Origin of the sequence: Bacillus sp. CD3-5, assembly GCF_006349665.1 — a bacterium.
Lineage (GTDB): Bacteria > Bacillota > Bacilli > Bacillales > Bacillaceae_G > Bacillus_A > Bacillus_A paranthracis.
Genome location: NZ_VEPX01000011.1, coordinates 197,349 through 204,983, shown reverse-complemented (window position 1 = coordinate 204,983; position 7,635 = coordinate 197,349). Strand labels below are relative to the sequence as shown.

7 protein-coding genes and 9 tRNA genes are annotated in these 7,635 nt (G+C 36.5%); all 16 read left to right on the top strand.

Translation table 11 applies throughout. The features are described 5' to 3' along the window. The first annotated feature begins 92 nt into the window (after positions 1–92). The 16 genes from FH036_RS20280 to trmL all read left to right on the top strand — a co-directional run bounded on the left by FH036_RS20280 (position 93) and on the right by trmL (position 7,580). Positions 93–168: transfer RNA gene (locus FH036_RS20280), tRNA-Thr, on the top strand. A 10-nt stretch (positions 169–178) separates the two neighbouring features. Further along, positions 179–262: transfer RNA gene (locus tag FH036_RS20275), tRNA-Tyr, on the top strand. Between the two features lie 7 nt (positions 263–269). After that, a tRNA-Trp gene (locus FH036_RS20270) sits at positions 270–343 on the top strand. A gap of 19 nt (positions 344–362) precedes the next feature. Beyond that, positions 363–438 (top strand) — tRNA-His (locus tag FH036_RS20265). Positions 439–501: 63 nt separating this feature from the next. Further along, positions 502–576, top strand: a tRNA-Gln gene (locus FH036_RS20260). Between the two features lie 5 nt (positions 577–581). Next, positions 582–656 (top strand) — tRNA-Gly (locus tag FH036_RS20255). A gap of 14 nt (positions 657–670) precedes the next feature. Continuing rightward, a tRNA-Cys gene (locus tag FH036_RS20250) sits at positions 671–741 on the top strand. 10 nt (positions 742–751) lie between these two features. Then, a tRNA-Leu gene (locus tag FH036_RS20245) sits at positions 752–833 on the top strand. A gap of 332 nt (positions 834–1,165) precedes the next feature. Continuing rightward, positions 1,166–1,885, top strand: a complete 720-nt coding sequence (locus tag FH036_RS20240; protein ID WP_000532946.1) for a YebC/PmpR family DNA-binding transcriptional regulator — start codon at positions 1,166–1,168, stop codon at positions 1,883–1,885. Between the two features lie 121 nt (positions 1,886–2,006). Then, positions 2,007–2,468, top strand: a complete 462-nt coding sequence (locus tag FH036_RS20235) for an NUDIX hydrolase (protein ID WP_139896174.1) — start codon at positions 2,007–2,009, stop codon at positions 2,466–2,468. 487 nt (positions 2,469–2,955) lie between these two features. Continuing rightward, positions 2,956–3,732, top strand: coding sequence for a transglycosylase domain-containing protein (locus tag FH036_RS20230; RefSeq protein ID WP_000664704.1), 777 nt, complete (start codon positions 2,956–2,958; stop codon positions 3,730–3,732). Positions 3,733–3,919: 187 nt separating this feature from the next. Beyond that, positions 3,920–4,570 carry a DsbA family protein gene (locus tag FH036_RS20225; RefSeq protein ID WP_000841311.1) on the top strand — a complete coding sequence of 217 codons (651 nt, stop codon included), beginning with the start codon at positions 3,920–3,922 and terminating at the stop codon, positions 4,568–4,570. 115 nt (positions 4,571–4,685) lie between these two features. After that, positions 4,686–4,759, top strand: a tRNA-Gly gene (locus FH036_RS20220). Positions 4,760–4,958: 199 nt separating this feature from the next. Then, complete coding sequence (gene queG / locus FH036_RS20215) at positions 4,959–6,101, top strand: tRNA epoxyqueuosine(34) reductase QueG (protein ID WP_000345218.1); 1,143 nt, start codon at positions 4,959–4,961, stop codon at positions 6,099–6,101. Between the two features lie 44 nt (positions 6,102–6,145). Beyond that, positions 6,146–7,033, top strand: a complete 888-nt coding sequence (locus tag FH036_RS20210) for an amidase domain-containing protein (RefSeq protein WP_000260539.1) — start codon at positions 6,146–6,148, stop codon at positions 7,031–7,033. 58 nt (positions 7,034–7,091) lie between these two features. Then, positions 7,092–7,580 (top strand): tRNA (uridine(34)/cytosine(34)/5-carboxymethylaminomethyluridine(34)-2'-O)-methyltransferase TrmL, encoded by a 489-nt coding sequence (gene trmL, locus FH036_RS20205; RefSeq protein WP_000538147.1) that lies wholly within the window; start codon positions 7,092–7,094, stop codon positions 7,578–7,580. Positions 7,581–7,635: the final 55 nt, after the last annotated feature.

Here is a 7,635-nt window from a genome sequence, read left to right as displayed (position 1 = left end):
CTCGGTAGCTCAGTCGGTAGAGCAGAGGACTGAAAATCCTCGTGTCGGCGGTTCGATTCCGTCCCGAGCCACCATTTACTTTAATAAAATACGCCGGCTTAGCTCAATTGGTAGAGCAACTGACTTGTAATCAGTAGGTTGGGGGTTCAAGTCCTCTAGCCGGCACCATGTAAGTTTCGGAGGGGTAGCGAAGTGGCTAAACGCGGCGGACTGTAAATCCGCTCCTTCGGGTTCGGCAGTTCGAATCTGCCCCCCTCCACCATTTACATAGGGGCATAGTTTAAAGGTAGAACTGAGGTCTCCAAAACCTCCAGTGTGGGTTCGATTCCTACTGCCCCTGCCAAATATATTTACACAACATGGCGGTTGTGGCGAAGTGGTTAACGCACCGGATTGTGGCTCCGGCATTCGTGGGTTCGATTCCCATCAGTCGCCCCATTTTTATTTTAAAAATTATAAATAATCTAATGGATACTTACATATAATTAAGTAAGAATTCGATGGGCTATAGCCAAGCGGTAAGGCAACGGACTTTGACTCCGTCATGCGCTGGTTCGAATCCAGCTAGCCCAGCCATTTTTGCGGAAGTAGTTCAGTGGTAGAATACAACCTTGCCAAGGTTGGGGTCGCGGGTTCGAATCCCGTCTTCCGCTCCAGTAAAATTTTATATGGCGGCATAGCCAAGTGGTAAGGCAGAGGTCTGCAAAACCTTTATCACCGGTTCAAATCCGGTTGCCGCCTTTTCTTTTGTGCCGATGTGGCGGAATTGGCAGACGCGCACGACTCAAAATCGTGTTCCTTCGGGAGTGTCGGTTCGACCCCGACCATCGGTATCACGAACGGCGTAATAAAAAGACTCTACACCAAATGTGTAGAGTCTTTTTATATTTTCATCACACTACAAAATAAGCATAAATAGTGTGTTGGTGAAATGGTAGAATTTTTTTGCTAAATTATGTTATGTGCTTCTAAAATTCGTAATAAACGTAGGAATTCATGTATAATATAACTTGTCGAAAGAACAAAATGATAGTGATTTATATTATGTCTGTAATATGAATCAAAAATGAACTTTTTATATTTCTTTTAAAAATGTGTTGAACACACATGATATTTCATATTAATATTTTTATGTAGATTTAAAACGGGAAAGAGAGTGGAAAGTATGGGTCGTAAATGGAATAATATTAAAGATAAAAAAGCATCAAAAGATGCAAATACTAGCCGTATATACGCGAAATTTGGACGTGAAATTTATGTAGCGGCAAAACAAGGCGAGCCAGATCCGGAATCAAACCAAGCGCTTAGAGTTGTATTAGAACGTGCGAAAACATACAATGTTCCAAGAACAATTATCGATCGTGCAGTTGAAAAAGCAAAAGGTGGTTCAGAAGAAAATTATGACGAGCTTCGTTATGAAGGGTTCGGACCAAATGGAGCTATGGTAATTGTAGATACACTTACAAACAACGTAAACCGTACTGCAGCAGATGTACGAGCTGCATTTAGCAAAAACGGTGGTAACATGGGTGTAAACGGTTCTGTAGCTTACATGTTTGATGCAACAGCTGTTATCGGCCTTGAAGGGAAAACATCAGATGAAGTTCTTGAGATTTTAATGGAAGCAGATGTGGATGCACGTGACATTCTTGAAGAAGAAGATGCTGTTATCGTGTATGCTGAACCAGATCAATTCCATGCAGTACAATCTGCTCTTAAAGATGCGGGTGTTGAAGAATTTACAGTTGCCGAATTAACAATGCTTGCACAAAACGATGTAACACTTCCTGAAGATGCACAAGCACAATTTGAAAAAATGGTTGATGCATTAGAAGATTTAGAAGATGTACAACAAGTTTATCACAACGTAGACTTAGGAGAATAATACGATAAAAGCCCCTGTTCGTTTAACGAATAGGGGCTTTTTTAATAAAGGTATTTTATTGTAAACAGGGAATATGCTTATAGGGATATATGAAATATTCATTATTGCTAGGAGGCTTAACATGGAACAAAAAACACCAAAACATATCGTTGCTGTAGCAGGCTATTTAACAAATGAAAAAGATGAAGTGTTATTAGCAAAGGTACACTGGCGAGCTGATACGTGGGAGTTACCAGGAGGACAGGTGGAAGAAGGGGAAGCACTCGATCAAGCAGTTTGTAGGGAAATGCTTGAGGAGACGGGATTAACTGTGAAGCCTATCGGAATTACAGGGGTCTATTATAATGCTTCTATGCACATTTTAAGTATTGTATTTAAAGTGGCATATGTGAGCGGTGAAATAAAAATTCAACCTGAAGAAATACAAGAGGCTAAATTTGTGGCTTTAAACGAAGAGAACATAAATGAGTATATAACGCGTCCTCATATGAAATCCAGAACGCTTGATGCGATGAGAGCAACACATTTTATTCCGTATGAAACGTGGGAAGTGCAGCCGTATAACTTAATAGGAAGATTGTAAAGAAAAGAGTAGTCGATTTGAGACACAATCAAATCACTACTCTTTTTTGTATACTGTTTAAGAAAAAGGTCAAAATAATAATAGCGTTAGTATTGATTTAAAGAACGTTTGTTCTGTATAATATATGATATATTATGTACATTTAGATTACTAGATACTCAAAAGTATATATATTGGTAGATGATATAATGAAAATAGGGTGCTTTAATAGAGAAAGTATAATAGCCTTAAGATTTAATCTGCTATTGATTTAGCATAATCTATATTCAATATTTCAGATGAATAGTAGATAAAAAAGGACTGTGATACAATACTTTTTTATCCCGCTATTTGCCGGGCAGCCAGATTGGTGGGGGTCTGATGAAAGTTTCAATTTATACCTTACAATGATGTAAGGTACGTGTAAGAGAAATCGATGGGATATTTTTTTACAACAAGGTATTCTTAAAGTAAGAGTTATACGCTGTGTGGAAAAGAGGTGTTTAAGATGAAAGAACGAGTATTATCTAGGGTGAACTATCATCAAAAAGTTGCATTAAATCCAATGACTAAGTTTTTTTATAAAGCCATTATTTTATTATTATTGTTAAGTTTTACGTTATTATTCATTGGAAATGTAATGATTGAGAAAAGTGATATTAGTAAATTACATGTACCGGCTAAGTTAGAGGTACCAGAATCATTGACACATGCATTTATTGCGACAGAAGATAAAAGGTTTTATCATCATAACGGTTTAGATTATATAGCGATTGTCAGAGCGTCTGTTGAAAATATAAAAGCTGGTGGTGTTGTGCAAGGTGGAAGTACAATTACACAACAGTTATCTAAAAATGCTTTTTTAACGAATGAACGTACATTTTCTCGTAAGTGGAAAGAGATTTTCTATACGAAAAAAATTGAACGTACATTTACGAAGGATGAAATTTTAAAATTGTATGTAAGCAATATTTATTACGGAGAAGGAGCATGGGGAATTGAAAAAGCAGCAAACCTATACTTCGGTAAAAAGGTAAGCCAATTAACGTTGGCTGAAAGTGCAATGATGGCTGCTGTAGTAAAGGCACCTGCTTATTACTCACCTGCACAAAATTATGATAAGGCCGTAGAGAGACGAAATGTCGTTTTGAGATTGATGGAGAAAGAAGGCTATATCAATCATGATGAGTATGTGCAAGCAGTTAGTGAGAAGTTAGTAATTCGGCATGATATAAAAACAGAGCAGTCAATGTTAAATAGTGCTCGTGAAAAAGCAGTAAGCTAAAGGAAGTTCCTACATAGGAGCTTCTTTTTTTGAATAAATTGTGACAAATTGTGACACAATATCGTCACAATTATTGTGTTTTTGTAATTTATGTGAGCGTGTTCATTGCGTGATGTATATAAGTGTTGATATTATGTGTATTGTGTACAATGCTGTATACAGAATATGAATTTAAAGAGGAATGTATATGAAATCAAATAAACTCATGGCCCTTGGTATAGTTTTTTCTATTGCAGTATTGATTGTAATCGGAACAATTGCGTATAGCATCATAAATGACAAAAAGGATAAAGGGAATGAGATGTTTGCTTATTCCACACAACAATCTTTAGGGAAAGATGATGCCCCAGTTAAGGTAGTTGAATTTGGAGACTTCAAATGTCCTGCTTGTCGTACTTGGGATGTAACAGTATTACCACGATTAAAAGAAGAGTATATCGATAAAGGAAAAGTGCAGTTATACTTTATTAATTTCCCATTTATCGGAAAAGACTCTGATTTAGGTGCAGCAGCTGGTGAAGCAATTTATAAACAAGATAAAGATTCATTCTGGACTTTCTATGATGAGATTTATCAAAGTCAAAAGAAAGATACGGAAGAATGGATTACAGAAGAATTGCTTCTTAATATTGTGAAAGAGAAGCTTCCGAAAGTTGATGTAGCGCAATTTAAGAAAGATTTACACAGTAAAGAAATAAAAGAAAAAGTACGTAAAGATTCAGATCGTGCTCAAAAATTAAAAGTTCAAGGTGCTCCTTCGGTATATGTGAATGGAAATCTTGCAAATCCTGATTTTGATAGTATGAAGGCGGCAATTGATAAAGAATTGAAAAAGTGATGAGTCCTCTCATCACTTTTTCGACTTTTTTCGATAAAATTCTTGCTTCCGCTTTTTGTACATGCTATACTACTTTACATAAGTTATTCTAATATCTTATATGTATTTCATATTTGCGGGTGTAGTTTAGTGGTAAAACAAGAGCCTTCCAAGCTCTGGTCGAGAGTTCGATTCTCTTCACCCGCTCCAAATTTTATTAAATGTTTTTCTATAAATTGTGATCAACGCAGTGTTTCGTTTCCGAGATAAACGAGGCATTGCGTTTTTTAATGTTTTAAAAACATCATTGTATGCGAAAATAGAAGTAAAGAATAGTATTCCAAAAGTGAATTGCTAACTAATAGATCGTTACATAAAGGATGGATTCATCTGAGGAGGGCGATTAGGAATGGATTTTGAACAATTAAAGCAAGATGTTATTGCGTATAGTAAAACGATTGGTATAGATAAAATAGGCTTTGCTAGTGCTTCACCATTTGAAGAATTAAAGCAGCGGTTAATCCAGCAGCAACAATTAAATTATCAATCTGGATTTGAAGAGCCTGATATAGAAAAGAGAACGAACCCACAGCTTCTATTACCTGGTGCAAAATCAATTATTGCGATTGCATTAGCGTATCCTTCAAAATTAAAAAATGCACCATTAAGTAAGCGTGGAGAACGCCGTGGGATTTTTTGTCGTGCTTCTTGGGGACAAGATTATCATCTAGTTTTACGAGATCGTTTGCAGAAATTAGAAGCATATTTAATCGAAAAACTTCCCGATATAGAAGTTAAGTCAATGGTTGATACGGGTGAATTAAGTGATCGAGCTGTTTCAGAGCGTGCTGGTATTGGATGGAGCGGTAAGAACTGCTCTATTATTACACCTGAATTTGGTTCGTATGTGTATTTAGGAGAAATGATTACAAACGTTCCATTCCCACCAGATCAGCCGATAGAAGATCAATGCGGGAGCTGTACAAAGTGTATTGATATTTGTCCTACAGGTGCTTTAATACAAGGAGGACAGTTAGATTCGAAGAAGTGTATAGCATTTTTAACACAGACGAAAGGATTCTTACCAGAAGAGTATCGCGACAAAATAGGTAATCGTATTTATGGATGTGATACGTGTCAGACAGTTTGTCCGAAAAATAAAGGAATGGATTTTCATAATCACCCTGAGATGGAACCAGATCCTGAGTTAGTTAAACCGTTATTAACACCGCTTTTAACAATTAGCAATCGTGATTTTAAAGAGAAATATGGAATTATGTCTGGTTCATGGAGAGGTAAAAAACCGTTGCAACGAAATGCGATTTTGGCACTTGCACATTTTAAAGAAGCATCAGCAATTCCAGATTTAATAGGTGTTATGAAAGATGATCCAAGACCAGTGCTTCGCGGGACGGCAGCGTGGGCGCTTGGGAAAATTGGTGGAGACGGCGTGGGCGAAGCTATTGAAAAAGCGATGCAACGTGAGAAAGACGAAGAGGTTCTTCATGAAATGAATCGCGGACTTGAACTGTTAGCGCAGAAAAAAGAGTAGATAATATCTCCCTTTTTCATATTGTAATATGGGAGGGAGACGAAATGGTTGTAAAAATAAATATTGAAAAGCAAGTCCAACACTTTTTAGCATATATAACAGAGAAACGAACAAATGTAGATGGTATTGCTGAAGATTTATTACAAATAGCAAAGAGAAAGAAACAATTATTTCAAAAGCGTAATGCAGAGATAGTAAAAGCAACTGCGGATGTTTCTTTTATGAGGCAATTAAATAATAGCAATCATCAAGAAATTGATTATCAAATACATTTTAAATATTTAATTAAGCATAAAGAATTATTTTATATTGAAGAGGAACAATTAAAACGAAGAGTTTGTTTAAATAATAGCCGGATAATAGGTGATTATGCTATTGAAGTGCCAGAAGCAGTTGGAATGAGTGAGACATTAGAAAGGGAAGTTACAAAAGAGAAGTACGGTTCCTATCAGTACAACCGTTTAGAGGCAGTTAAATATGCAGAGCGTTGGTGGGATGATCGAAACCCTGCATATCGTAATTTCCCTGATAATTGTACGAATTTTATTTCTCAATGTCTTCATACTGGAGAAGTACCAATGAATGGATATCCTAATATTCGCAAAGGATGGTGGCAAAGGGAGAATCAGTGGAGTTGGAGCTGGGCTGTTGCACACTCTTTTTATTGGTATTTGTCAGGTGCTACATCAGGACTTCGAGCTGAAGCTGTAGAAAGGCCAGAGGACCTTATTCTTGGTGATGTCATCGCTTATGATTTCGAGGATGATGGTAGGTGGAATCATACGACGATTGTAGTAGCAAAAGACGCAGATGGTATGCCACTTGTAAATGCACATTCAGCGAATAGCCGTCGGCGTTATTGGAACTATGAAGATTCTAGTAAATATACACCACAAATGAAATATAAATTCTTTCATATTATTAATGGGTAGAGATTTTTCGCTCAAGTGGTATAATACGTAGTAGACAAAAAACAGAGGTGAATATCGCGTGGGAGTACATGTTGTTTTATATCAACCAGAAATTCCAGCAAATACAGGAAATATTGCTCGTACTTGTGCAGCAACTGGAACAGAATTACATTTGATTAGACCGCTTGGATTTTCAACGGATGATAAAATGTTAAAGCGTGCAGGATTAGATTATTGGCAGCACGTGAAAATTACGTATTATGATTCAATTGAAGAGTTTTATGAGAAAAATAAAGACGGTGAGTTCTTCTATTTAACAAAGTATGGCGAGAAAGCTCATACAGCGTTTGATTATAGTAAACGTGAGAAGGATTACTACTTTGTATTTGGAAGAGAAACGAACGGTTTACCAGCTAATGTAATCGAAGAAAATTTCGATCATTGTTTACGTATTCCAATGACTGATAAAGTGCGTTCATTAAATTTATCAAATACAGCAGCTATTTTAATTTATGAAGCGTTCCGTCAACAAAATTATCCAGGATTAGATTTAGAAATTGTTTATTAAAAGTCGCCATATGGCGGCTTTTTTTCTAAAAATAAAAGTAAATATGGAATCATAC